Origin of the sequence: Variovorax sp. 3319, from assembly GCF_031456585.1 — a bacterium.
Lineage (GTDB): Bacteria > Pseudomonadota > Gammaproteobacteria > Burkholderiales > Burkholderiaceae_C > Variovorax > Variovorax paradoxus_P.
Genome location: NZ_JAVDUZ010000011.1, coordinates 26598 through 49487, shown reverse-complemented (window position 1 = coordinate 49487; position 22890 = coordinate 26598). Strand labels below are relative to the sequence as shown.

General features: G+C 65.4%; 21 protein-coding genes. 3 read left to right on the top strand and 18 right to left on the bottom strand.

The genetic code is table 11. The features are described 5' to 3' along the window. Positions 1-2 precede the first annotated feature (2 nt). From J2X67_RS21275 to J2X67_RS21260, 4 genes are read right to left on the bottom strand one after another with little or no spacing between them, the layout of a single operon-like run. Entirely contained in the window at positions 3-584 is a 582-nt protein-coding gene (locus tag J2X67_RS21275) for a DUF447 domain-containing protein (RefSeq protein ID WP_309956222.1), read from the bottom strand. Beyond that, positions 581-2056: a DUF6513 domain-containing protein gene (locus J2X67_RS21270; RefSeq protein ID WP_309956220.1), complete on the bottom strand. Its 1476-nt coding sequence runs from the start codon at positions 2054-2056 to the stop codon at positions 581-583. The genes J2X67_RS21275 and J2X67_RS21270 overlap by 4 nt, the downstream gene beginning before the upstream one ends. After that, a complete protein-coding gene (locus J2X67_RS21265) occupies positions 2035-2688 on the bottom strand; it encodes a flavoprotein (RefSeq protein WP_409050531.1) in 654 nt (217 codons plus the stop codon). Before J2X67_RS21265 ends, J2X67_RS21270 begins: the two co-directional genes overlap by 22 nt. 19 nt (positions 2689-2707) lie before the next feature. Further along, positions 2708-4750 carry a sigma-54-dependent Fis family transcriptional regulator gene (locus tag J2X67_RS21260; protein WP_309956216.1) on the bottom strand — a complete coding sequence of 681 codons (2043 nt, stop codon included), beginning with the start codon at positions 4748-4750 and terminating at the stop codon, positions 2708-2710. Between the two features lie 269 nt (positions 4751-5019). Between J2X67_RS21260 and J2X67_RS21255 the strand changes: the two genes are divergently transcribed. Then, the gene (locus J2X67_RS21255) at positions 5020-5451 is read left to right on the top strand and encodes a dihydroneopterin aldolase (protein ID WP_409050530.1); all 432 of its coding nucleotides are present in this window, start codon (positions 5020-5022) and stop codon (positions 5449-5451) included. A gap of 74 nt (positions 5452-5525) precedes the next feature. On the opposite strand, the gene fae is transcribed toward J2X67_RS21255, so the two are convergent. From fae to J2X67_RS21190, 13 genes are all read right to left on the bottom strand, one after another. Further along, positions 5526-6038 (bottom strand): formaldehyde-activating enzyme, encoded by a 513-nt coding sequence (gene fae, locus J2X67_RS21250; protein WP_012748178.1) that lies wholly within the window; start codon positions 6036-6038, stop codon positions 5526-5528. 83 nt (positions 6039-6121) lie between these two features. Further along, complete coding sequence (locus J2X67_RS21245) at positions 6122-7060, bottom strand: triphosphoribosyl-dephospho-CoA synthase (RefSeq protein WP_309956212.1); 939 nt, start codon at positions 7058-7060, stop codon at positions 6122-6124. After that, positions 7060-8016, bottom strand: coding sequence for a RimK family alpha-L-glutamate ligase (locus tag J2X67_RS21240; RefSeq protein ID WP_309956210.1), 957 nt, complete (start codon positions 8014-8016; stop codon positions 7060-7062). Before J2X67_RS21240 ends, J2X67_RS21245 begins: the two co-directional genes overlap by 1 nt. Before the next feature lie 10 nt (positions 8017-8026). Continuing rightward, complete coding sequence (gene mch / locus J2X67_RS21235; RefSeq protein WP_309956208.1) at positions 8027-9037, bottom strand: methenyltetrahydromethanopterin cyclohydrolase; 1011 nt, start codon at positions 9035-9037, stop codon at positions 8027-8029. Further along, the gene (locus J2X67_RS21230; RefSeq protein ID WP_309956205.1) at positions 9034-10206 is read right to left on the bottom strand and encodes an ATP-grasp domain-containing protein; all 1173 of its coding nucleotides are present in this window, start codon (positions 10204-10206) and stop codon (positions 9034-9036) included. The genes mch and J2X67_RS21230 overlap by 4 nt, the downstream gene beginning before the upstream one ends. Further along, positions 10203-11138: a methylenetetrahydromethanopterin dehydrogenase gene (locus J2X67_RS21225; RefSeq protein WP_309956203.1), complete on the bottom strand. Its 936-nt coding sequence runs from the start codon at positions 11136-11138 to the stop codon at positions 10203-10205. The genes J2X67_RS21230 and J2X67_RS21225 overlap by 4 nt, the downstream gene beginning before the upstream one ends. A gap of 54 nt (positions 11139-11192) precedes the next feature. Beyond that, entirely contained in the window at positions 11193-12236 is a 1044-nt protein-coding gene (locus J2X67_RS21220; protein ID WP_309956200.1) for a beta-ribofuranosylaminobenzene 5'-phosphate synthase family protein, read from the bottom strand. 162 nt (positions 12237-12398) lie between these two features. Continuing rightward, positions 12399-13445 (bottom strand): OmpA family protein, encoded by a 1047-nt coding sequence (locus J2X67_RS21215; RefSeq protein ID WP_309956198.1) that lies wholly within the window; start codon positions 13443-13445, stop codon positions 12399-12401. A gap of 103 nt (positions 13446-13548) precedes the next feature. Beyond that, complete coding sequence (locus tag J2X67_RS21210; protein ID WP_309956196.1) at positions 13549-14559, bottom strand: AraC family transcriptional regulator; 1011 nt, start codon at positions 14557-14559, stop codon at positions 13549-13551. A gap of 61 nt (positions 14560-14620) precedes the next feature. Then, on the bottom strand, positions 14621-14989 hold the full coding sequence (locus J2X67_RS21205) for a hypothetical protein (RefSeq protein WP_309956194.1): 369 nt from the start codon (positions 14987-14989) through the stop codon (positions 14621-14623). Positions 14990-14999: 10 nt separating this feature from the next. Continuing rightward, the gene (locus J2X67_RS21200; RefSeq protein WP_309956192.1) at positions 15000-15725 is read right to left on the bottom strand and encodes a winged helix-turn-helix domain-containing protein; all 726 of its coding nucleotides are present in this window, start codon (positions 15723-15725) and stop codon (positions 15000-15002) included. 3 nt (positions 15726-15728) lie between these two features. Next, entirely contained in the window at positions 15729-16577 is an 849-nt protein-coding gene (locus J2X67_RS21195; RefSeq protein ID WP_309956190.1) for an OmpA family protein, read from the bottom strand. 40 nt (positions 16578-16617) lie between these two features. Further along, positions 16618-18573, bottom strand: coding sequence for a YadA-like family protein (locus J2X67_RS21190; RefSeq protein WP_309956188.1), 1956 nt, complete (start codon positions 18571-18573; stop codon positions 16618-16620). On the opposite strand from J2X67_RS21190, the gene J2X67_RS21185 reads away from it, so the two are divergent. Both J2X67_RS21185 and J2X67_RS21180 read left to right on the top strand, forming a co-directional pair. Next, positions 18530-19036: a hypothetical protein gene (locus J2X67_RS21185; RefSeq protein ID WP_309956187.1), complete on the top strand. Its 507-nt coding sequence runs from the start codon at positions 18530-18532 to the stop codon at positions 19034-19036. The genes J2X67_RS21190 and J2X67_RS21185 overlap by 44 nt on opposite strands. Before the next feature lie 230 nt (positions 19037-19266). Next, positions 19267-21042, top strand: coding sequence for a hypothetical protein (locus J2X67_RS21180; RefSeq protein WP_309956185.1), 1776 nt, complete (start codon positions 19267-19269; stop codon positions 21040-21042). Here J2X67_RS21180 and ilvB read toward each other — a convergent pair. Continuing rightward, positions 21015-22829, bottom strand: a complete 1815-nt coding sequence (gene ilvB, locus J2X67_RS21175) for a biosynthetic-type acetolactate synthase large subunit (protein WP_309956183.1) — start codon at positions 22827-22829, stop codon at positions 21015-21017. The two genes, J2X67_RS21180 and ilvB, sit on opposite strands and share 28 nt — an antisense overlap. Positions 22830-22890: the final 61 nt, after the last annotated feature.

Sequence of the window (22890 nt, the reverse complement as noted above, 5' to 3'; positions counted from 1 at the left end):
GGTCACGATGCGCGCTCCGGCGTGCCGTTGCGGTGCCGCGCGACGGCGGCGCGCAGCCACTGCCAGGCCTCGTGTTCTTCAGGGCCGGCGGTCTTGTCGATTGCAATCTGCAGGTAGTTCATTTCGGTTTCCACTTTCTCCGGGGGCAGCATGTGCAGGCGGCTGACCAGCACGGCGCCTTCGATCACCGCGGCCTGCGCGCGATTGAAGCCGACAAAAGGCGCATGGGTGGCCTCGTGCACGGCCACCATGCGCAGCACGGGCCGCTGCACGTCGTCGCGTTGCTCGGCCAGTTCAAGCTCTACGTGCCGCAGCGCCGCGGCCAGCCGCACGCCTTCGATGCGCTCGGCCGGCAGCATGGGCCAAACCTTGCGGCCGGTGACGCAGCCTGCAAACACGCGCGTGTCGCACACGATGTTGAGCACCGCATGGCCGGTGGACACGATGTTGTCGTGCGTGGTCGATGGCTTGAACGGCATCAGCAGGATGCCGTCTTCGCGGTAGCGGATGCCCATTGGCGCCACATGCGGCTTGCCGCCGGGCGCAACGGTGGTAACCACGGCTTCGAAGATCTGGTCGTTCATGTGGGTGACGGCGCGGCGGCCGTGCTTACGGCACCGGGCTCTTGCGCGTTGTTCCTCGATGCCTTCATGGTGGTACCCGGCGCGCACCAGCGGGCAAGGTCTTCGGTGGGCCGCGGCGCGGCGCAACCCCAGTCGAGCGGCTGGTCTTGCACATAGCGCTTGCCGAGCTGCCATGCGATCTCGGCGCGCGCGAGCTCCACGCCCATGTAGAAGGCATGATCGGCGTCGTCCTGCAGCTTGAGTTGCGGCCAGAGCTCGAAGGCGCCCTGCCCCAGCCGCAAGCCGTCGCGGTTGTACACGTGCAGGCCCAGCGGCGAAATCTGCACGCGAAAGTTGGGGTCGCGCACCTGCGAGGCGATCTCGCCGATTTCTTCGGGCGTATCGGGGAACGGATGCTTGGCATGCACCGTCATCAATGCATCGCTCATGCCCTTGGGCAGCGTGGCGTTGCGCGCCGCGGCGTGCATGATGCGGCGCGCCCAGTCGGCCTCGCTGACCGCGCGGCGCGCATGCTGGCTCACCTGCGTGGTCAGCACCGCCGCCACGTCCAGCTCGGCGGCAATGCCGAACAGCACCGCGTTGATGCCGCTGGTGTCGGCCTCGGTGAGCTCGGTAACGTTGCCCACGCCAAGCATGATCGGCACATCCGGAAAGCGCTCGCGCAGCCGGTGGTAGCGCACGATGGATGCTGTCAGGCCGAAGGGTATGGGGTCGAGAATCGAATCGGCGAGAAATGCCCGGCCACGCTGCTGCATTTGCGCCACCGCTTCGTACAGCGATTGTTCGTCAGCCGGCACGCGCGGTATCAGCACCGGGGTTGCAGCCACTTCGTCGGCAATCCACAGCGTGTCGAGCGTCAGGCTCAGCAGATAGTCGGCACCCGCCTTGCCGCCCAGCAGCAGCTCTTTAGGGTCGCTCGAATCGACGCTCACCTGAAAGCCCGCGGCCTTCAGCGCCTGCACGCTTTCAGCCAGGTGGTCGAAGCGCGTCTCGGGCAGGCAGCCCAGGTCGATCACGTTGGCACCGTCGGCCGCAAGCTGCCGGGCCCGGTCGACGATCTGCGCCACCGTGAGCCGCGGCGCATCGACGATCTCGGCAAAGATCGCGACCTCGTATTCGGTCAGGTCGACGGCGCGCGCACTGCGGTTGAAATGGCGCGGCAAGTCCTTCAGCTCTTGCGGCCCGCGCTCCACCGGCACGCCGAAGTATTGGCTCAGGGCCTCGACGTCGCCGCGGCAGCGGCCCGGCACCATGATGCGGTCGGCGCGGCGCGCGGCGGCGCCCTCGCCTTCCGCCTCGGTCACCACCGGTGCCGCAACACGGCGGCGGATCATGTCGGCCGTCATCAGCGCCGCAACCTGCAACCCGATCTCCCGCACTTCCCATGTGAACGGTGCCGCCTCTATGCCGGCCAGCACCCGCGTGAGGCTGGCTTGGGCGAGGCGCCCGGTCAGGAAGACGATGTGTTCCATGCGAGAGAGAGTTCCTTCATGCGTGCATCGAGCACGGCTTCAAGTTCGGCCGGCGACGAGACCACCTGGCAAAAATCGATGCCGCGCAGCCGCTCCACGTTGTCCAGTTCGATGCGCCTTGGACGCAGCGTGACCCAGTCATGCGGAGACTTGGTCACCACCACCGGTTCTGTGTCGCATGCAAACACGATGCCAGGAATGCCGAGCTTGCCGGCCTGGGCAAACATGTTGGTCGGCAGCGAGTCGCTGATGCCGAATGCGCACTTGGCCACCGTGTTGCTGGTGGCTGGCGCCACCACCACGGTGTGATAGATGTCGTCGTAGAGCATGCCCACGGGCACGCCGCTGGCCGTCTTGTCGCGGAACACCCGAAAGCGCGACTTCAGCGCCTCGATGTGCAGCTTGTAGATGGGCAGCACTTCTTCTGCCGCGGCGGAAAGAAACAGGTCTACCGAAGGCAACCGCTCTGCAAGCGCCAGCGATTCCTCGAGAAAGTGGCCCGAGCCGGTAATGCACCAGGCCAGCCGCGAGCGCGGCGGCGAGGCGGGCAACGGCAGCTCGTCGTCGTCCGTTGCAAGGCTGGCGCCGCGCGGATCGATGCTGCCCCTACCCTGTTCCCCTCCGTTCATCATGTGTGGCAAGCCCGCGGGCTCAATCGGGTGGAGAGATCTCGATGTGAAGCTTGTGGAGTTTTCGGTACAAGGTGTTGCGGCTGACATCGAGCGCCTTGGCCACGTTGCTCACGTTCCAGCGATGCTGCTCGAGCATTTGCAGCAGCACTTGCCGCTCGTTGGCCTGGATCGGATTCAGTTTGACGGCCGGGGCTGCATCGCAAGCCGCCGCTTCGCCTTGTGCCTCTGCCGGCTCGGCAGCCGCGGGCAATGCGTAGACCGAAGCGGACGAAGGCACTGGCCTTGCAGCCAGCGAAGGCAGGTGCTCGCGCGTGATGGTCTTGCCGTCGGCGAGTGCGGCCGCGCTGCGCAGCACGTGGCGCAACTGGCGCAGGTTGCCGGGCCACGGATACGCCATGAGCGCGCGCTCGGCGTCTTCGCCAAGCCTGCAATCGCTGCCGCCCTCGTCCTTCAGCACGTCGTGGATCAGCTCGCGCTTGTCGGTGCGGTCGCGCAGCGCAGGCAGGTCGAGCTCGATGCCCGCGAGCCGGTAATACAGGTCTTCGCGAAAGCGCCCTTCTCGCACCAGGCTTGGCAAGTGCTGGTGGCTTGCGCTCACGAGCTGAAAGTCGACCGGATGCGTTTCTTCAGTGCCCAGCGGCGTTACCTGCCGCTCGTCGAGCACGCGCAGCAGGCGGGCCTGCAACTCCAGCGGCATGTCGGCAATTTCGTCGAGAAACAGCGTGCCGCCGTCGGCTTGCAGAATCTTGCCGCGCCGGCCGCTGCGCTGCGCACCGGTGAAGGCGCCGGCCTTGTAGCCGAAGAGCTCCGATTCGATCAGCGTCTCGGGCAGGCTTGCGCAGTTGACGGCGACGAAAGCACCATCGGCATGCGGGCTGGTCTCGTGGATGGCGCGCGCAAAAACCTCTTTGCCCGAGCCCGTTTCGCCGCACAGCAGCACAGGCGTGCGGCGTGCGACCACGCGCCGCGCGGTGTCCAGGTGGGCAACGAGCCGCGCATCCTTGAAGGTGCGAATGCCCGGGGTGCGTGGTGCAACGGTTCGCAAAGGCGCACGAAAGGCCTCGGCACCCGCTTCGATAGCCATGGGCGCGGCTATTGCACCGGCTGCACGCGCGCGCGCCGGTGTGGCCGCGTCGGATGCCGGTCGCCGCGCCACCGCAAAGAAGCGCAGCGCCGCGTTGGCCCTGTACGCCACCACCGGATGGAATGAAGAAGAAAGACTGCGCTGCACGATGTCTTCGAGCGAGGTCTGGAACAGGTCGTCGATGCGCTGCGTGCGGATCTCGTCCATCGTCTGCACGCCAAGCTGAAAGAGCGCGCTGCGGTTGGCCGCAAGAATGCGCCCGTCGTCGCCAACTGCGAGCTTGCCCTCATGCAGCGTGTAGACGAACTCCGGCCGGCTGTGGAAGTGCAGCGGGTGCGCATTGGAGAAGCGCTTGTCGATGAGCCGGTTCTCGATCATGCGTGCGGTCATGCCAAGCAGCACGAGCACGTGCTGCTGCATGAGGCTGGAGCGGCTGGTCACGTCGAGCACGGCAATGATCTCGCCGGACGGATCGAACACCGGCACCGCCGAACACGTGAGCTGGGTGAACTGGCTGAAGAAATGTTCTTCGCGCCGCACGGAGATAGGGTGCGCGGCCGCAAGGCAGGTGCCCATGCCGTTGGTACCGGCTTCGGCCTCGCCCCACATGCCGCCTGCGCGCAGCCCCATGGGCTCGGCCTCGGCGGCAAACTCGGGCGACGACACCATGTGCACGATGACGCCGTCGGTATCGGTCAGCACCACGGCAGACTCCGCATCTGCCAACTGCTGGTAGAGCGTGGTCATCTCGTAGCGTGCGCATTCGATGACGTCTGCATGCTGGTTGCGCCTGCTCTGCAGGGCCGAAGACGCAATGACTACCGGTTCGCGCGGACGGCCCGGATCGAGCTGGTACTGGTTGAGGCAACGGCTCCAGGAGCGGGTGACCAGGTCGTTGCCCTCTTCGTGAAAGCCCCGCCTGACCACGTCGAGCACTCGGTCGGCGTGCCTGTCGCCCTGTCGCAGCGTCAATGTCATTGGATGTCTCCAGCGCGTTCCATCGTGTCTCCTTGGTCGGTCCATTGTTGTACTTGCCGACTTGCCGCACACCGGGTGAAACACCAAGCAGTGAAAGGTACGCCGGAGTGGATCCGCTCTCTGGCCTGCATTTTGCGTTGATGAATCCTGCACGGGGGCATCGGCCCGCCTGCAGACACACTTTCAAACACATTCGAATCCACCGGAGACATCGCTTGATCACCAGCCTGAGCCCTTCCGACACCCCCGCACCTGCGGGTGCAGCGCCCATGGACCTGATCTTCATCGAGGGCTTTCACGGCAATACGGTCATCGGCATTCATGAATCGGAGCTGCATCATGCGCAGCCGCTGGTGATAGACGTGCACGCCGGCCTGCTCCGCGCACGCGCCTGCGACACAGACCGCATTGGCGACACCATCGACTACGGCGTGGTCCGCGAGCGGCTGCTGCGCCTGATGGCGGAACACCGCCTGCAGCTGCTGGAGGCCTTTGCAGAGGCCATCGCCGACATACTCATCGACGAGTTCAATGCCAGCTGGGTGCGGGTCAAGGTTGTGAAGCCGCGCAAGTTCGACGATGTCCAGGCGGTGGGCGTGCAGATCGAACGCCATGCCGCAACACACCGCGCCTTCAAGCCGACCCACAGTGCAACAGTGTTGAAGTTTCTTGCCAGCGGCATGGTGCCTGCCAAACGTTGAGCCGGACCGGCCCGGGCCGGGCAACAAAAACGAAGCCGACCCGGTTCACGCGTCGGCTTCTTTCTTTCAGGTCTTCAAAGGTGCGCGGCGAACGGGTGCGCCGTGGTGCCCTTCTTGTCGACCACTTCGGCCGCTGTCGGCGAGCCTGCCACAGCGCGTTGAATGGCTTCGCGCGTAGCCTGATAGTTGTAGTCCTGGATCTTCTTGTCGTCGTCGGCAAGCCAGTGGATGAACACACCGACGCAGATGAACAGGTTGTCCGCCTCGGCCATGGGAATGGTGCCGTCCTCGACGCTGTCGGCCACCGCCAGGGCCACCGCGCGCTGCGCCGGACCGAACATCTGCACCGCCTGTTTGGCGCCCTTGATGGTCACTTTGTTGAACATCACGGTGGCCGGCTTGGTCAGCAGGTTGGGCGCCACCACTGCGAGCAGCGAGGTGAAGCCGTCCTTGTTGTTCGTCAACGCGTTGGCGAAGGCGGTCTCGGCGGCGCTTCCGCGCGGTCCGATGATCAGGTCGATATGGGCTACTTCGTTGCCGTCGCCGACGAGCGATTCGCCCACCATCAGTCGATCTATTTTTGCCATGGTTTCGGGTCTCCTCTTAGAGGTCCAAGGTGGTTAGGGTCATTACGACACCGGTCAGAACGACCAGCGCAATGCCATGGTTATCACGATCCGTGCCATCCACCCGATGGGCTGCGGGCGGGCGCCGCGCACGACCGGATCCAGCCCGATAGCAGCAGCGCCGCCACGGTGAAATCGGCGCTGGTCCCCGGGTTGACGCCCGCAGCCTTGAGCGAAACGTCCCACGCTGCAAACTCCGGGTCTGCATCGAGCGCTGCCCCTTCGCCGGCACGCTCGCGCCAGGCCTGCGCCGCCGCCATGACAGTCTGTGCCACGCGCCAGCCGTGTTTTCGAACAATGTGTGAATCGGGAAATGCGCCCAGGCAGGCCAGGTAGAGCCGTTGGACAGAAGCCACAGTGGCTGGGTCCGGGGGCGCTTCGACATCGGCCGGCGGGTTGCCCGGACCGGCCTGGTACACCGGCACCTGGAACGCCAGCGCGAACAGGTCCGCGAAGCCGTCGCGGTACTGGCGCGCGATCAGGTCGCGGTCGGCCGCAAGTGCCATGGCTGCGCGCAAGTCCACTGTGGGAGCGTCGTGCACGTCTTCTTCCGGCGCGCTTCCCAGGCCGCCCGGGTGGGCGCGCGCGATGGCCCGGTAGGCCGCGCGGGCATCGTCGATGTCGAGGGTGGCCAGCACCGACTCCACGGCGGCTCGCAGCGCAGCCGGCGTTGCCGCGGCGGGGTTCTGCTCCACAGCCAGCGCAACGGGTGCGCACAGCAACAGAATGCCGAGGTTGGTGTTGCTCCCCGCCACCGCCCAAGTGGCCTCTACAGCGGATTCGATGCGTTCGCCTACACGCAGCCCAGGCGCGAACAGCGGGCCCGCCGCAGCTTTGGCACTATCGATGAACATCGAGGCCTGCATGCGGTGGCCCGGCGAATCACGGCTGACGTTGCCCGGTTTGCGCACTGCAACATCGAGCCAGCAGGCGCGCAGAAAGCAGGTGCGCGCGCGTTCGATGGCCGCCTGCCGGGCGTTCATCAGGCGCGGCGCTCCGGGGGCAGGCTATCTTGCGCGCGGCTGCGGGTCTGCGCCATCTTGCGATCGAGCAGGTCGTCGACGATGGCGCGGGCGATGTTGAACCCGGTGACCCGCTGCAGCCCCTGCCAGGCGGCCACGCCGTTCACCTCCAGCACCTGGATCTTCGGCCCGCTGGCGGCGGCGATGAGGTCTACGCCCGCATAGTCCATGTCGAGCGCATACGCCGCGCCTTCGGCCATTTGGGCAAGTGCGGGCTCCAGGTCAGCCGGCTCGCAGCGTGCGCCTTGGGCCACGTTGTGAACCCAGTGCGTGCTGACGCGCCGCATCGCGGTGACGGCGCGCCCGCCCACAACGAGCACGCGCCAGTCGAAGCCGGGCGAGCCCAGCGGCGGAACGAAGCGCTGCAGATACGCGAGGCCCGCATAACGCTTGTCGATGTCGGGCATGGGGTGGTGCACGCCGTCTACCTCGCCCACAAGCTGCAGGTCTTTGCCCTGGGAACCGAACAAGGGCTTGAGCACAAGCGCGTGTCCCGCGGCCGTTTCGCGCATGGCAATGCGCCTTGCCTGCGCGGCGGATTCTGTGGCCCATGTGGCTGGCGCGGGAATACGCGCGGCATGCAGCAGCAGGCTGGTCATCGACTTGTCGACCGAACGCTCGATGGCACGCGCATCGTTGTAGACCGGCACGCCCAGCTCGCGCAGCGCATGCAGCACGCCCAGGCGCTTGGTCACCTGCTCGAAGCTCCCGCCGGCAATGCCCCGCACCAGCACAGCGTCTGGCAGCTCGCGGCCATAGCCGGGAACGACAAGGCCGTGCCAGGCGGCGGTGGTGTCGATGCTGCAGTCGGCAAGATCGACGCAGCGGCCGACCGCACCGCGTGCGCGCAAGGCGGCTTGCAGCTGGCGGGTGTGCCAGCCGATCTCGTCCGTCATGATGGCAATGCGCGTGGTCATCGGGCCACCCTCATGCTTCCTGCAGCCACAGGCGCTGCAGCAGTGCCATATCGGGTGCACCGCCGTGCCATGTGTTGCCGCTGTCGATGTTGCTCACCCACACTTCGGCGGGTGCGAACAACGCGCCGTCGATCTTGTAGAAGTCGTACTCGACCTCCTTGAAGATGTGTGCGAACGAACGGCCGTGGTCGCGCGAGTTGCGAGAAGGCAATGCGCGGGCCAACTCGCGTGCAGCCTGGTCCTCGCCACGAACCGTGAGGTGCACGCGGCCGCCGTAAAGAATGGAATCGTTGGTGCGCCCCATCGCCTCGACGCCATCGGCAGTGGGCGAAGGCAGCGGCGCGGTGCCCGCCCCATCGACGATGTTGGCAAGCGCAAAACCCAGTTCGTGCGACTTGTGCAATGCCACCTCGAGTACCCGCGCTACCACCTGCGTGGTGCCTGCAAGGCTCGTGGTGGGCGTGAGAATCAACGTGAGTGCTTCCGCAGCCAGGTTGCAATCACGCAGCAGTTTGTCGATGACGATTCTCGGCGGCGGGCGGTCGACCTCGAGCACCAGCACGCCGCAGTTGGCGTGGTCGCGGTAGTTCAGTTCGGCAAAGAGTTTTTCTTTTACCGCGAGCGCGCGTGCCGGGCCGGAGCCGAGCGAAAAGAACTTCTTGCCGCCGGTTTCTTCCTTGGTTGCCGAAAGGCTCCATCCGGCGTACTGGCTGCCGAGGCATGCCAGCACGGGCTGCGAGCTGCGCACGTCCAGCCATGTGGGCCAGCCTTCTGCGTGGCTGCCGCTGCGCAGGCCGACATGCCCGAGACCGCCCATGCAGATTTCACCGATGCGCAAGCCGGCCTCGACCGTGCCCGGCGCCGCAATGCCGGCATCGACGATGTGCACGCCGCTCTCGTCGCGGCGCACTTGCAGGCCGAGCGCATCGGCGTCGTGCAGCAGGCGTTCGACCATGGGCCGCGCCATCAGGTTGACGCTCAGGCCGCCCTCGGCGGCGCCCGGCGGTGGTGTGTTGCTCATGCCAATATCTCCAGTGATTGCAGCAAGCTCTCCCGGCCCTCGCCGAGGCGGGCGCGCACCTCGTTCGCGCCGGTGCCGCTCGCGGTAAGGGTGCACAAGGGGTCGTCGATATCGAAGCGCTGGCCGGCGGCGGGAATGTCGTGGATGCCCGGCCATTGCGCGAGCAGCCGCGCCGCGGCCGCGTCGAGTTGCATCGGCCGCCGGGCAAAGACAATCTCGATACCTTCCACGTGTTGCATTGGGGGGAGCACGGCAGGCAACTCACCATGGAGGCAGGCGCGCAGGTGTGCCTGCATCAAGCCAGCTGCGCCCTCCTGGCGGCGGTAAAGGCTCATGCTGGCTGGCGGACGCGGATTGACTTCGAGCACGCCGATGGCGTCGCCGTCGCGCATGAAGTCGAGGCTGCACAGGCCGCGCAATTCAAACTCCGCGGTCAACGCACGGGCGACCCCGGTCACGCGCATCGCAATGTTCTCGGGCACAGGCACCGGCCCGACAGCACCGCAGAACACGAAAGGCCGCGCGCCAAAACGCCGCACGGTCATTTCATTGAAGCCGAGCACCTGAACCTCATGTCCGTTGGCAATGAAGGTCGCGGACATCGGCACACCCGGCATCTCGCGCTGAAAATAGTGGTGCGAAGACAGCGGCTCTTCCACCGACCGGGGCGCGTGGCGAACATGCCATCCGCCGCAGCCGTGCGCGTCTTTTATCAACCACCCGGTCGGGTCATCGGGAGGCTCGAGCAGCACCTGCGGGTAAGCGATGACGCGCGCCGTGAGAAAGCCGAAGAACGCAGCCGGATCGCGCAGGCGGCGCACTGCCCCGGGCGCAGTGCCGATCAGCGGCAGCACGGCCGCACCCTGCTCCAGCAAGCCTGGCTCGCCTTCGAAACCACTGCCTGCAATCCAGCCCACCACGGGTTCGCCGCTCTCGCGTTCTGCGGCCAGCTTGCGCAACGCGGCCAACGTGCTTGCCGTGTCGATGCGCAAGGTGCCCGGCGTGCCGATTGGCAACCAGCGCGATGCAGCACGGCGCGTGTCGGCATCGCCGAACAGGTCAAGCGCGACCACGTTGAAGCCGTCGCTCGCGGCAGTCTCTGCCATGGCGCGTGCGGAGATGGCTGCGACGGCGATGGTCTGCATTTCGCGGCCGAGTTCGCTCGTCAAGACGACTTGCCGGCCTTCTCGGCCTTCTCGGCCTGCTCCACCAGGAACGCGCGGGCCACCGCAAACGCCTCGGCAAAGCTCAGCACCTGCGCTTTCTCGGCCTCGCACATCTGCACCAGCAGCCGATGCTGCGTCTGGTACTTGACGTTGCCCACGGCAAGCGCGCCGATGCCCACCGCTTGCGTGCCCGCCAGCGGCTTGGCGTCGTCCATCACACCGACACCGGCAATGCCTTCGGGAGGCACCGCGTTCACGTCGGCTGCAACCTTAAGCCGCGTTGCGGCAGCGAGCGCCTCGCTCGACACCACCTGCACCCCTGCGGCGGCGCAGGCCAGCAGAACATCGGCATCGGCGATGGAACGGCGCACGGCATCGGGGTCGCCTCCTGAAAGGCCGTGCAGCTTCACGCCGAAGCGGCTACCCGTTTCGTCCGCGGCTTCTTGCGCCGCGTCGATGCCGTTGCGGCTGGACAGGTACACATCGGCGCCGGCTTGCGCTGCAATGACGCCGGCCACGCGCCCCACCGGGCCCGTACCGCCGAGGATCACCACGCGCTGGCCTTCGAGGCCCTGGGCATGGTGGCGCTTCAACGCAGCCTCGACACACGCCACCATGGCCGCCGCGGTGGTGTAGGCGCCGCTCGGGTCGGCCATGAGCGAGACGACGAAGGGCTTGACCATCGAGGTTCTTGCGCGTTCGAGCATGTCGGCGGCCAACTGGGCGTCGCGCCCGCCAATGAAGATGCCTGTGCGCGCAACACCCTTGGGGCCACGCGAAAAAATGGTGTCCTGCGTCAGCCCCGTGATGCGGTCGAGGGCCACGCCGCAGTAAGGCACGATGATCTGGTAGCCCGCGTCCGCCGCCATGTTGATGTCGAACGGGCTCATCTGCGCGCCGGGGGTGAACATGTGAAGAATGCGGGGACGTTCCATGTGGGCCTGCCTGGTGTTGGTGTGTGTGGGGGGGGGAATGACGGTGCGTTGAATTCAACAGGCGCGCGGCTGCGCAATGCGGTCCTGCACCACGGCGCCGCTGTTGCGGCCCGAGACAATGTGCAGTTCGAGTTGCGGCCCCGCGCGCCCGGAGGCCCGCGCGGCATCCACAAGCAGCTGTGCCTGTGCTTCCGAGGGCACGATGGCAAAGCCGGTCGGCCCCCACGAGCTTTGGCCGATGGCAGCGCCGCCCGCCCGGCTTGCATCTGCAAACCATTGCATCAGCCGCGCGACGGCTGCGCTGGTGAAGACGCCGCCCTGCGCTGGCGCAAAGTGCTCGCCCAGCAATTGCTGCATGCGGTTGATGCCCGCGGCAAACGGCGCAAACTCCGCAGTTGCGGCGGCGGGCAAGACGCGCATCAACACCTGGTGGCAAATTTCTGCTGCGGCCGCCTGCGGGAGCGGCGGCAAGGCCGCAATGGCTTTTTTCTCTTCGCCGCCCGAAAGGCCGCAATGCCCGGGGTCTTGCACGACGACGATGCGCCACTCTGGTGGAAAAGCAATGCGCGACAGGAGCGGCGCAGGCAAGCCATCGGGTCCGGGGCCGCCGTCGAGCAGCAGGCCGCCGATATCGAAGCCCGCGATTCCAATGCCCGAGCGCAACCCGCGTCCGAGCCAATGCGCCAGCGTTACCGTATCCAGGTCGAGGCCGTGCCACTCGGCAAAGGCGCGCCCTATGGCCGACGCCAGCTGCGTGCCCGACCCAAAGCCCGCGTGCGCCGGCAACACCTGGCGCAGCCTCAACGAGAGCGGCGCACGGCGCCCGCTGCGCTGCCTGAGCCGTTCGAGGTGGGCTGCGGCCCGTTCGAGTTCTGCCTGGGCGGCCGGCGTATCGCCTGTGAGCCGGTCCAGCTCGGACGCCGCAAGTTCGACTTCTGTGGTGAAGCCGTCGATGACCACCCCGAGGCTGCCGAATGAACGCCCCAATGAACCGGAGGGATCGAGAAAACCGAGGTGCAGGCGCCCGGGAGCACTCACGCTCACCTTGCGAAGACTCAGGTCATGCCGCGGAGCAACGGCAAAGTCGGCGGAGGTCATGGGCGGGTTTGGGCGGCGGGACAAGGTCATGGACCCGCTTGTCATAGCAAGGGCCGTTCCGCCCATGCGCCCACAGGGCGGCGCCCTTGCTTTGCGCGCGCCCCGCGCCGCCGATGTTCCAGGAGCGTGACAATGTGTCACGCCCCATGGCCGGCCTGGAACCTACTTGCGCAAGATCACTTCCACACGGCGCGATTCAGCGTTGGTGTCGCCCGTGCCAATCGGATTCAGGGGCTTTTCGAGCACCATGCTCGACTCGGGTGCGCCAAGGGCCTTCAGCGCATCGGCGACAGCCTGGGCACGCCTCTTGGACAACTCGGCGTTGATTACGGCATCGCCCGTTGCGTCGTTGTAGCCGGAGATCGCAGCCTTTACCTCGCTGTGCTCCTTGAGGTAGTCGGCCAGAGGCTTTGCACGCTCCGCGAATTCGGGCGAGACACCGTCCTTTCCGTTTTCGAAGTAGACCTTCAACGCAGGCGTTCCGTCGATCATTGCCAGCAGCACTCCGGCGCCAGTTGGGAAAGCCGGGGTTGAATCACTCGCGGCTGCAACGCCGGTTGTGTTCGTCGCGGCCGCGGCGGCGCTGGGCGATGCCTGGACGATCACGGGCTTCTTGCCGCAATAGCTCAGAAGAAAAACCACCACGCCCGCCAGCAGCAAGACCGGCAGCCACTTCATCAGGCTATTGCCGGTGGGTTTTGCGGAGACTGCTTTCGTGGCTTGGGTCGAGTAACCGATGGCGCCGCCTGCAGTGGCGGTGAGCCAGTTCCTGGCATCGCCAACGAAGCTGGCAATTTCGGAGGGCACGACGCTTGGCAGGCTGCCGTTCGTCGCAAGGCTGCCGATCAGCCGTGGCATCAGGAACGCAAGCATCGAAGAACCGACCTGGCTGTTGAAGCCAAACCTGGAGGTCAGCAAACGCAGCAGCCCGGTGGGGCCACCGAGCACCTGCTGAACCTGCCCTTCAGAGATTTCGTGAGCGTGCGCCGCGTCGCTACCTACCCAGGATTGAATGATCGAACCGAGACCTGCGTCCTTGAACTTCTGGACAAAGCCGGTTACTCCACCCGCCTCCTTGTTGGTGATGTATGCGAGAACCAGTTGAACAACGGGGAGCGCCCGCTCTTCGTTCAAATGCAAACGGGTGGCAACTTCTTTGATAAGTGAATCGAACATTAAGATGGCTTTCGAGGAATAGAGCAACGACATTGCTGCCTTCCATCGACCTTACCCAAGGCATGACCTGGATGAGGAAAGGCGAGAGACACAAAGGTTCTCGAAGCCGGAAATTACGCACACTCTTCTGTACGCATTACTCCTCTGGGTCTTGGTCCGGACAATGCATCTTTGCGAATGCACCAGGCGCAAACCCGTGGTACTTGCGAAACACCAGCCCGAAGTAGGCAGGATCCGTAAAGCCGCAGCTATAGGCAATTTGCGAGATGTGCGTGCTCGAGAACCTGGAGGTTCGCAGCATGCGCATGGCGGCTGCCATGCGCTCGTGCCGCACTGCGTCCAGAAAGGTTGTGCCTTGTCCGGCGCTTGCAAAAGCCTTGTGCACATAGCGCACCGAAACATTGGTGTCTGCGGCCAGCTTGGCTGCGCTGATCTCCGGATCGGCATAGTGGTCGCGTATCCATAGCCGCATGCGCGAGTGCAGTGCGCGGTCGCGCGCCGACACCCATTCGGGGTCATGCACAAGCTTGTTTTGCGCGAGCGCCATCGACAGCATCGACAACACATGCTCGCCAAGCATTTCGCGCTCGAACGGGCTGGTGATGCCCTTCAAATGCTCCAGGCTCATGGCGCGCAGGTAGCTTGCCAGCATGCGGGTCCAGCCGTTGTCGCCCCTGAGCACAACGGCCGAAGCATTCCGCGCGTCCGGCAGCCATCGCTTCACGAGCGCTCGCGAGAGGCCGATGATCCACGCATCGGTACCGTGGTGCGAGCACAGCCGCATGGCTTCATTCGAGTCGATGATCAACATGTCGTTGATGCCGATGGTCGCGCTTCGGCCTTGCTGCTCGCTGGTGCTGAAGCCGTTGTTCAGCTTGAGCAAAAGGTGAAAAGGGTACTCGTCCGCGTTCTGGATTTGCGCGGGTAGCGTGCGGTAGATCTCGAGGGGGCTTCCTCGAGTACGCATGAAGACAACGCCGTTCAGATCGACGACTGAAAGTTCTTGATGGAAGGTGTCGCGCTCGGGGCTGTCGTAAGTTACAAAGCCGCGCTTGGCGCCCATTTCTTCGGCCCAGAACGCAAATTTGTCGCGCGCTGGCACGGCATCGGTGTCAATGCGCAGGACGGCGGGAGCTTTTGCATCCATGATGGCGTGGGCCTAGCAGCATTGTGAGCCCACTTTCACGATTTGCAATCCGAACTTATTCCTAGATTTTTTGAGCCTGTGCAGGTCGGGGTAGCTCTGCCAGGAACATCGACATTACCAGCGCCGCTGCGCGTCCAAGCTCAAGAACTTCGAGCACGCTGTAGTGCCGCCCCGGAAGCATTCCATCGGCACTGGGCACGCCCTTCACCTCGAGCAGGATTTCGGCGGCCAGGTCGCGGTCGCTTCGCGGCTTTCCGTCGGCAACGAGCCAGTTGTCGATGTCCTCGCTCGGCATGCACCGGAAGGCAGCAATCACCGGAATGTATTTGCAGTCTTCTCCAACAAGGATCGGCAGATCCATTGCACGACTGAACCTCTCTACAACTTTCAGCATATTGCTTTCCTGTTTAATGCGTGGTGCAAACTGCATCCGCCGATTGCTAGAGCGCCCAGGCGGCGCCGCTTAACTGGTAGCCGGTTCCGCGTATCGAATGCAGCCTTAACCCGTGCTCGCCCGTGTGCAGGCCGAGCTTGTGCCGGACGCCCGACATGCTGGTGTCGAGCGATCTGGATTGCTCGGTAAAGCCTTTTTCCCAAACCATCGCCCGAAGCCACTCGCGATTGAGTTGCCTGTCGATGTTGCGAAAGAGCTCTACGGCAAGGTCGAGCTCGATGGGCGCGAGCTTCACCTCGTTGCCGGCAACCTCGACCTTTCCCGAGGCAAGAAAGAGGCGGTAGGCGCCACACTCGAGCACGGGGTCCGGCACGAAGAAACCGTGCTGAAAAGAGAACGACTCCAGCAGGCTGTAGGCACCCTGAAAGGTGGTGGGAGTTATCGCCACGGCGTCGGAAGATGCCCCGTCCAGTCCCGCCACAAACGGAACCTGGCGCTTGGTTGTGCACAAGACCATCGGCATATGGGTTCCGAACCAGTTGCGCAACTGCGCAATGACCGACTTCGCCAACTGGGGCCCTTTCGGGCACACCAGCAGCACCGCCCTGAACATCGCACCCGAACTGCCGCACTCATGCAGCAGTTCGGCCGTGCTCTCGAAAGTGACGGGCAGATACCCTAGCCTTCGAGCCGCACGACGCAGGCGCTCTCTCGTTTTGGCGGCTGAATCGACGATGGCAATTCGACAGCCTTGGTCATCGTCGTGCTTCACGGTTTACTGTTCTCCGGAAACCTCGATGTCCACGCGCCTGTTGGGCTGCAGGCAGCTCACCAGTTCTGGCGTCTTGTGCGCGCCCGGGCACTCGGCCACCGGCTGGCGCTTGCCCATGCCCTGCGTGCGAACCAACCTGCCGTCGATTCCTTGCTGCACCAGCAGGTCGCGTACCGTGTTGGCCCGTTGTTGGGAGAGCGCATCGTTGTACGAGTCGCTGCCCAGGCGGTCCGTGTGGCCCGTGACGCGAATTGCGCTCAGCGACCTGACGTTGCCCTTGATGTCCTTCGCAAGCGCCTCGACCTTGCGCCGGCCTTCAGGCATCAGGTCGGCAGCGCCGCCGCCATCGAAGCGGAACAGGCCGTCGGCGCCGAGGGTGACCTTGCGCACTGGGGGCGGCACCGGTGCAGCCGCGGGTGCCGGCTGCGGCTGCGCCACCGCCAGCACGTCGCCACAACCGGCCGGGAGCCAATGGAAGGTTTGCGCCTTGTAGTCCTTGTCGAAGATCGCCTTGTACTGGCAGGTGGTTACACCGACGCCGGGCTTGCGAAAGTGAAAGATGTAGTCCCACTCGCGCGGGCCCGCCATGCCTTCGCGAAAGTGCGGGCGGCCGATCAGGTCGTACAGCTGGTCTTTGGTAACGCCCGGGGCCACAGTGCGCAGATTGGCCAGGTTGGGGAACGTGCCCTCCTTCAGCCAGGCGTCCTTGTCCATGTCGGGGAAGACCACTTCGGTGGCCTTGCCTTCGTCGGAAATGCCCTTGCTCACGGTGGATGTACCGCAGGCCTGGAGCACCAGCAGGGCCGCAGCCCCCACTGCGACGGCCGAGAAGCGATGAAAATTCGTTTTCATGATGATGATCTTGTGATTTCTGTTTGTTGTGCGGGTCGGCTTACCAATGGAAGCCCGCGCCGGCCGACATGCCGACCTTGCCGCGCGAATCGGCCGAGCCGGCAAACTTGACGACCCAGCGGCCGTTGTCCGACAGCTTGGACATGCCGATTGCCACCGCGCCCTGGCCGCCGTAGCTGCCCACGCCAGCGGACAACATGCTCTTGCCCGGGAGATAGGCCTGCGGCATGCCCGCCATGGCCATGGCGCCCGCCGTGCCGGCGCTCGCGTCCTTTGCCGTTGCCTTGATGTCGCCGCGCAGCTGGTTGACGCGCGAATCGGTGTAGGCGGTGGATGCCGCCGCCGCCTGGTTCACCTGATTCACGTTGGCCGCGTCGGTGCCGGCCACGCCGGGCGCCACGTTGTGAATGGTCGTCGGGCCCGTGTTGTTGCCGAGGGTCACGTTGTTGTAGTTGGTCGTACCGTCGACGTTGGTGTCGTACTGCACGCTGCCGGCCTTCACCGACTGCAACTGGCGCACGTTCACGGCGTCGGTGGCTTGCGTACCGCCCGCCACGTTGGTGATCTGCCGTTCGTTGCCCGCGCTGCCCACCGACACCGCGCCTTGCGTGGAACCGACCACCTCATTGGAGAACAGCTCCTTGCCGCCCGCCATGCCAGCGCGGTCGGCCGTGGCCCCCGCGCCCAGCGCCACGCCGTTGGCGGCCGTGGCCACCGAGCCGTTGCCCACCGCAATCGAGCCCGCGCCTTGCGACACGGCCTGCGGCCCGATGGCCACGCTTTCGGCACCTACGGCCTGCGAATCGGCCGCGGCCGAGTTGGCGTGGAAGTACTTGATGCCGGTGCCGCCGGTCGTAATGTTGTTGATGGCCAGATTCGTCGCGTAGAGCTGGCTGCCGTTGATCGCGTCCGTGCTGGTGGCGCTGATCTGGCCCGCCGCCACATTGGTGATCTGCCGCTCGGCACCCGCACTGCCCACGCTCACCACTCCCACCGGAGCCGTGCCCGCAAAGTTGTAGGTGGTGCCCAGGAGGGTCACGCTCGATGTGGGCGTTGCCGCGGCGGTGGTCGAGTCGTTGCCCAGGGCCACGCTGTTGGCAACAGAGGCGTTGGCGTTGGAGCCCACGGCCACGCTGTTGGCGGCACTGGCGGTGGCCGAGCGGCCAACCGCTACAGCATTGACACCCGCGGAACTGGCACCCGCACCCGCGGCCAGCGAATTGGCGCCGGTGGCGCCATCGTTGGCATAGTTGCCCTGCTGCGTGCCGCCGTCGTTCACGCTGTAGTAATGCGTTTGCGCGTTGTTGACGATGTTGGTGATGCTGCCGCTGATGGCGTTGACCGCACTGGTCACCGAGTACAGCTGGCTGCCGTTGATCGCATCGGTGCTGGTGGCGGTGATGGCACCAGGCGCCACATTGACGATCTGTCGCTCGGCGCCCACTGCGCCCACGCTGACCACGCCAACCGCGGTGCCCGCAAAGCCGCTATAGGTAATGGCAGGGCCGGCGGTGTAGCTGGTGGTGCCGTCCGCATTGAGTGTGGCAACCACACCCGGAATGGAGGCGCTATTGACCTGCACGGCGGCCTTGTCGGCGCTGTTGTTGCCGAGGACCACGTTGTTGGAGTTGGTAACGCTGACGTTGTTGCCGAGCACAAAGCTCTGGTTGGCCCCCACGGCAATGGCGTTGTTGTTGCCGATGGCATAGCTGTCATCGGCGCTGATGAAGCTGGGGTCGCCGATGGCACCTGAGCGCGCTCCAGTGACCTGGTTGCCGGTGCCAATGCTGATGCTGTTGGCACCCGAGGCTTTTGCTCCGCTGCCCAGCGCAATCGCATCCGTGCCGTCGGACTGCGCCAGCGCACCAATCGCAATGCTCTGCACCGCATTCGCCTGCGCGCGGGCGCCGATGCCCAAGCTGCGGAACTGCGGGGCCTTCGTTCTTGCGCCGATGGCAATCGTTTCGCCGTCGCCGCCGGTGGCCTGCGAACCCAAGGTCGAACTCGCGGGGCCGCAGCTTGACGGGCTCGCCGTCCAACTCGGCGACGCCCTCGTCCATGATGAAGCGGTAGCCCTGCCACCTGAGCACTCGCGGCGCAATGGGCATGCGGCGGCGCAGCAGATCGGATTCGAGAAGCCGGTAGGTGTCTTCGAACGTAGCAGGCGCATGCTCCACGGCAGAAAAAGCATCGGCATGCAGAACCGATATCACGCGGAACTGGCTCTTGGACACAACGAGAATGAGGGGCACCTGGTGCCCCAGGAGCCCACGCACTTCGGCGATGAGCGGCTGAAACACGGCCGGGTCTCTTGGGCAGGCGACCAGCAGCACGCCAAAGCCCGAGACCTGTTCGCCATGCTGGCGCAGTTGGTCCAGGCTTTCAAAGGTAACGGGCACATGGCCCAGCCTGCAGATGGCGCGCCGGGCAAGTTCTCTGGATCGAAGGGTTGGATCTAAAACGGCAATTTGCATATTAATTCTCACAATCAATCGCTTTCTGATGGCGAAAGCATTTGGGTTGGATTTGGACGGGAGGCATGCGCCTTTCGCATGCGTTAACAAAATTCCAACCTGACCTGAGAATCTAAAGATGACGCTGGCGCCAGTCCGTAAAAATCGCGCACCGTCTATATATAAAAATGCGCACGCCTCGATAAACCAACTAAAAAATGCGAACTAAGTCCTCAATGCTTGCTGGATTCACGGGCTTCGGGTTCCTCGCCTCGGCCGCATTGGCCCTCGCCCTCGCCTTCACCACCTGCACTGCGCAGGCGGCCGAGCCGCTGCTCCTGGTCACTTCACCAGCCGCGTTGCAGGCCGCCGAAAAATCCGGTGCCGGCTTTTCGCACTGGTTCGGCGAGGCGGCTGCTTCGCCCGATGGCATTGCGGCCAACCATGTGTTGATGCATTTGCCGGCCTGGCAATCCATTGCGCGCCCGCTGGGCGAAAGCCTCGCGCGCATCCAGCGCAGCGACAGGCAGGCCGGCGTCGGCATTTCGCGCTACCCGCATCGGCTGTTCGATGCACGCTGGCTTGCAAGCCCCAATGCGTTTTTCGAACTCGTTGGCGTTGCCAACCGCATGGACCGCAGGCCTTTCCAGCACGGCGCCTGCGGTGAGACGCGGCTTGTTTACCGGCTTGCCTACCGCACGCCCGCAATGCAGTCTCGCCTGCCGATGACCGTCAACGTCGAGCTGCGCGGCGATGCGCCCGATGCAAGCGGCAGTTGCGCCGCTACCGCGCGGCGCTGGCAACCGCCACAGCCTTCGATGACGGACGAAGCGCTGGGCCGCTGGCTGGTATCGGCAGACGGCCCGCTGGCACCGCAACGCCTGGCGCCCGCACGCATTGCGCAGGTCACCACCAACCTGCAGAGCGTGCGCTGGCCCTCCGCCGTGCGGCCCGATCTTGGCGGCCACGCGGAATACATGCTGCGCGCCTTTCGCTGGAACGAACGCGCACAACGCTTCGAACCGGCCCCGCTCGAAAACACGCCCGACGTCGCGCGGCTGAAGGCCAACGCCCCGTTGCGCAACGAACTGCGGCAGTGGCTGCAGCAGCCCGCGGCCATGCGCGCGCTGGACGACGCCACGCTGCAACTGCCAGACAAGTTCCTGGCGACCGAAGCGGTCTCGGTTGCGCCGCGCGGCTTGGAGCGGCTGGCAAACCGCCCGTTCGCACAGGTCTTTTCAGCCAGCGAGTGGCAGGCCGTGCCCGCGAGCCGCACGCTCCAGTCGCCGCAAGCGGTGCTGCGCCGGCTCGACGATCTCAGCTGCGCGGGCTGCCACCAGAGCCGTGCGGTTGCGGGCTTTCATTTGCTGGGCATCGACCGGCGCGGGGTATCGCGCACCTTCACCGCGGGCAATGCGCTCGCGCTGCCGCACTCGCCGCATCTGCAAGACGAACTCTTGCGACGCGGCCGCTATGTGCATGCGGCGCTTTCAACACCGCAGCCCGATCCGTTCCGCCCGCTGGCCGAGCCGGACGACGGCAACAGCGCGGTGAACGGCGCGATGACCGGCGAAGTGAACGGCGCCATGAAAGAAGCCCCTGTCGGTGCAAGCTGCGAGCCCGCTCGCATCACGCAGTCGGCCAACCCATGGCTCGACCGCGCAGAGAAACTGCCGCGCATCGCCTGCGAAGGCGCCCTCTCCGTCTGCGAAAAAACCTCGGTCGGTTTTCCGGGCGGCATGTGTTCGGGCCCGTGCAATGCAAACGACAAGAACGGCACCTGCGGCGGCATCGCCATCCTCAGCGACTTCAACCAGTGCCTGGCTGCGAACCGGCCGTTTGGGGAATGCCTGGGCAAGCACACGCGGCCCGGCAACCTGCGCAGCTGCTCGGCGCAGCAGCCCTGCCGCGACGACTTCATCTGCGCGCAGGCAGAAGGCCAGCCCGAAGGCCGGGGCGCGTGCATTCCACCGTACTTTCTCTTTCAGATGCGGGTGGACGGCCACTCCTGAAGATGGCGGGGCTCCTCGAACCAGCGGTCTTTTGCGAGCATGACGCGGTGGTGCCCGTGCCCCGCCGGCATCATCGGAAAGCAGTTCTCCTGCGGCGCAACCTGCACGTCGAGAAAGAAAGGCCCATCGCTCTGCAGGCATTCGGCCAGCGCGGCCTCAAGCTCGGCCGGCTCCGACACCCGGCGCGCACCCCAGCCGAACGCCTTGGCCAGCGCCACGAAGTCGGGCAGCGCCTCGTTCCAGCTGTGGCTCAGCCGGTTGCCGTGGTTGAGCTCTTGCCACTGGCGCACCATGCCCATGTAGCCGTTGTTGCACAGCACCAGCTTTACCGGCGTGCGGTGCTGCACGGCGGTTGAAAGCTCCTGGATGTTCATGAGCACCGAGGCATCGCCGCTCACGCAAACAACCAGCGCCTCGGGGTGCGTCACCTGCGCGCCAATGGCCGCCGGCAACCCGTAGCCCATGGTGCCGGCGCCGCCCGATGTGAGCCAGCGGCGCGGCTGCTCGAAGCGCAAATACTGCGCAGCCCACATCTGGTGCTGGCCCACGTCGGTCGACACGATGGCATTGCGCCCGCCAATGGCTTGCTGCAGCGACGCCATCAGCTGCTGCGGCAAGATTGCATCGCCGCGCTGCTCGAAGCCAAGGCAATCTTGCGCACGCCAGCGTTCTATGCGCTGCCACCATGGCGCGAGCCGTTCGGGCGCAAAGCTTTCAGCCGGCAGCATGACAAGCAACGCATCGACGATGGCGCCGCAGTCGCCCACCATGGGCACGTCGACCTTCACCACCTTGTTGATGCTGCCGGGGTCGATGTCGATATGGATCTTGCGTGCATGCGGGCAAAACTCGTCGAGTTTGCCGGTTACGCGGTCGTCGAAGCGCGCACCTACGCACACCACCAGGTCGGCCTCATGCATTGCAAGATTGGCCTCGAGCATGCCGTGCATGCCCAGCATGCCGATGAACTTCGGGTCGGACGCAGGAAAGGCGCCAAGCCCCATGAGCGTGAGCGTGCAAGGCGCGTGCAGCCGGTGCACCAGCTGTGCGAAGGCTTCGCACGCGGCAGGGCCCGAATTGATCAACCCACCGCCGCCATAGAGCACCGGTCGGCGCGCCGTCGAAATCAGGTCGGCCGCGCGCTGCAGCATGGCGCGGGGCGGCAGTGCAGCCCTCCCCGTGCGCAGCGCACGCATCGGCGCGGGTGTGGTGCCATGGCCCAGCCGTGCAAGCTGAACATCCTTGGGCACATCGAGCAGCACCGGCCCCGGCCTCCCCGATGCAGCAATTTCGAGCGCGCGCCGCACCAGCCCCGGCATATCGTCGGCATTGCGCACCTGCTGGTTCCACTTGGTTACGGGGCGGGACATGCCGAGCGCATCGCTCTCCTGGAAGGCCTGCGTGCCGATCACGCCGGTTGCCACCTGGCCGCTGATGCACAGCAGCGGAACCGAGTCGCTGATAGCGTCGAGCAGGCCGCTGATGGTGTTGCCCACGCCCGGCCCTGAAGTGACGAGCACCACGCCCACGCGCCCCGTGGTGCGCGCATAGCCTTCTGCCGCATGCACCGCCGCCTGCTCGTGCCGCACCAGCACATGGCGCAGCCGCGGTTCGCCATGAAGCGCGTCGTACAGCGGCAGCGCAGCGCCGCCGGGGTAGCCAAAAAGCGTGTCTACGCCGCACTCGACCAGCGCATCGAGCAGCGCCTCGGCGCCGTTGCGCACGCGTGGCACCGGGCCGGGCTGCAGGGGTGGAGATGAAGCGGAAGGAAGGTCGAGCAGTCGCATGCCGTCGATTCTTCAGGCTTTGATGCAGAATTTGCTTCTTTCTTTTGGTTCATTTGGCTTA

Coding starts and splice junctions, on each gene's coding strand:
- J2X67_RS21275 (WP_309956222.1), bottom strand. CDS start 584: ATGAACGACCAGATCTTCGAAGCCGTGGTTACCACCGTTGCGCCCGGC.
- ilvB (WP_309956183.1), bottom strand. CDS start 22,829: ATGCGACTGCTCGACCTTCCTTCCGCTTCATCTCCACCCCTGCAGCCC.
- J2X67_RS21270 (WP_309956220.1), bottom strand. CDS start 2,056: ATGGAACACATCGTCTTCCTGACCGGGCGCCTCGCCCAAGCCAGCCTC.
- J2X67_RS21180 (WP_309956185.1), top strand. CDS start 19,267: ATGCTTGCTGGATTCACGGGCTTCGGGTTCCTCGCCTCGGCCGCATTG.
- J2X67_RS21215 (WP_309956198.1), bottom strand. CDS start 13,445: ATGTCGTTGCTCTATTCCTCGAAAGCCATCTTAATGTTCGATTCACTT.
- J2X67_RS21240 (WP_309956210.1), bottom strand. CDS start 8,016: ATGACCACGCGCATTGCCATCATGACGGACGAGATCGGCTGGCACACC.
- J2X67_RS21205 (WP_309956194.1), bottom strand. CDS start 14,989: ATGCAGTTTGCACCACGCATTAAACAGGAAAGCAATATGCTGAAAGTT.
- mch (WP_309956208.1), bottom strand. CDS start 9,037: ATGAGCAACACACCACCGCCGGGCGCCGCCGAGGGCGGCCTGAGCGTC.
- J2X67_RS21255 (WP_409050530.1), top strand. CDS start 5,020: ATGGACCTGATCTTCATCGAGGGCTTTCACGGCAATACGGTCATCGGC.
- fae (WP_012748178.1), bottom strand. CDS start 6,038: ATGGCAAAAATAGATCGACTGATGGTGGGCGAATCGCTCGTCGGCGAC.
- J2X67_RS21195 (WP_309956190.1), bottom strand. CDS start 16,577: ATGAAAACGAATTTTCATCGCTTCTCGGCCGTCGCAGTGGGGGCTGCG.
- J2X67_RS21245 (WP_309956212.1), bottom strand. CDS start 7,060: ATGAACGCCCGGCAGGCGGCCATCGAACGCGCGCGCACCTGCTTTCTG.
- J2X67_RS21220 (WP_309956200.1), bottom strand. CDS start 12,236: ATGACCTCCGCCGACTTTGCCGTTGCTCCGCGGCATGACCTGAGTCTT.
- J2X67_RS21260 (WP_309956216.1), bottom strand. CDS start 4,750: ATGACATTGACGCTGCGACAGGGCGACAGGCACGCCGACCGAGTGCTC.
- J2X67_RS21185 (WP_309956187.1), top strand. CDS start 18,530: ATGGCAATCGTTTCGCCGTCGCCGCCGGTGGCCTGCGAACCCAAGGTC.
- J2X67_RS21210 (WP_309956196.1), bottom strand. CDS start 14,559: ATGGATGCAAAAGCTCCCGCCGTCCTGCGCATTGACACCGATGCCGTG.
- J2X67_RS21225 (WP_309956203.1), bottom strand. CDS start 11,138: ATGGAACGTCCCCGCATTCTTCACATGTTCACCCCCGGCGCGCAGATG.
- J2X67_RS21265 (WP_409050531.1), bottom strand. CDS start 2,688: ATGATGAACGGAGGGGAACAGGGTAGGGGCAGCATCGATCCGCGCGGC.